Source organism: Cryobacterium sp. MLB-32 (assembly GCF_000738085.1).
In the GTDB taxonomy this organism is placed as follows: domain Bacteria; phylum Actinomycetota; class Actinomycetes; order Actinomycetales; family Microbacteriaceae; genus Cryobacterium.
Map to the genome: position 1 here is coordinate 1 of NZ_JPRS01000631.1, position 1,435 is coordinate 1,435.

Genomic DNA, 1,435 nt, shown 5'->3' on the forward strand with positions numbered 1-1,435 from the left:
TACTCAGACGGCACAACCATCATGAACATTCGCGTTCTCCTCGTTGACGATCACGAGCTCACTCGCATGGGCTTCACCATGATGCTGAACCCCCAACCGGAAATCAGCATCGTCGCAGAAGCTGTCAACGGCACCGAAGCTATCGAAATGACGGCACAACACCATCCTGATGTGATCCTCATGGACATTCGGATGCCCGGACTCGACGGCATCGAGGCGACCCGAGCAATCACCGCAGCCCACCCGAAAAGTCGGGTCCTGATCCTCACCACCTTCGACCTTGATGAGTATGCCTTCGACGGTCTCGAAGCCGGAGCCAGCGGGTTCCTCTTGAAAGACGTAACTCCCGCTCAGCTCGTGTCCGCCATCCGCGCGGTGCACGATGGCGATGCGGTCGTCACTCCGCGCATTACCCGCAGAATGCTCGAACTCGCACCCGCGAAATCAACACAGCAAGATCCCGAGAACGCTACCGACAAGAAGCGAATCGCAAGCCTCACCGAGCGAGAACTCGAAATACTCACAGCGATCGCGGAAGGCCTCACCAACAGTGAAATCGCAGCCCGGTACACCCTTGCCGGAACTACGGTGAAGACCTACGTCGGGAGACTCCTCACCAAACTCGACGCCCGCGACCGCGTCGAGCTCGTCATCCTCGCCTACACAACGAGCCTTGCCACAGATAAATAGTGCTCCTCGTCGACCCATCAGCGCGATCTGCGAGCAACGCAGGAATGATCATCCAACGCGCCCGTTCAGGGTTCGGTATGCGGGCGTCCAGCTCCGGCCTCGGGGGCGCCAACCGGCAGTGGCGAAGGACATTGCCATCACGCCGAGGGTGACCTGCGAAGGTGGCAGTTGGAGTCATGCCTTTCTATATCTTTCGGAAGGCTCAGATGAGGATCTTGAGCATCTTCACCGAAGTTGTTTCGTACCCAAGCGAGTTGTAAAGCCCCTGGGCGCCGGTGTTGAATCCGAAGACGCTCAGGCCGAGAGAATGCGCACCATGCGAGCGTGCGTATTCCTCGCCGAGGAGCATTGCCGCTCTCCCGAAACCCTGACCACGCTGGTCAGGGTTGATGACAACGTCCCAGACCCACCACGCCCCTGGATCGATGCTGACATCCTGTCCGATCCACAGGTATCCCACTGCCGCACCCGCCTCATTCATGACGTGAAAGACCTCATTGCCAGGGCTCAGCGCACCCTCCGGGAACGAACGAGCCATGCTCTCGGCCGCTATACGTTGAGCTTCCTCGTGGGATCCGCCTTGGGTAACCAAATCACCGACATATTCGCTGCAGCTGCGGTCCAACCACGACGGGAACTCGCTAGTGAGGATTCGCTTAAGGGTCACAGTCATCTCTCAATTCTTCCAGACAAGAATCTGCTGTCAGCGCCAGCCGAAGATTACCCGAATAGCCTTCGGCGACAT

Annotated in this window: 2 protein-coding genes; one reads left to right on the forward strand and one right to left on the reverse strand. The window is 58.5% G+C overall.

Annotated features, from left to right (window positions below; translation table 11 throughout):
- Positions 1–21 precede the first annotated feature (21 nt).
- Complete coding sequence (locus JF66_RS20490; protein WP_035880782.1) at positions 22–690, forward strand: response regulator transcription factor; 669 nt, start codon at positions 22–24, stop codon at positions 688–690.
- A 202-nt stretch (positions 691–892) separates the two neighbouring features.
- Here the strand turns inward: JF66_RS20490 and JF66_RS20495 are convergent, their stop codons facing one another.
- Positions 893–1,363 carry an N-acetyltransferase gene (locus JF66_RS20495; protein ID WP_035880781.1) on the reverse strand — a complete coding sequence of 157 codons (471 nt, stop codon included), beginning with the start codon at positions 1,361–1,363 and terminating at the stop codon, positions 893–895.
- Positions 1,364–1,435: the final 72 nt, after the last annotated feature.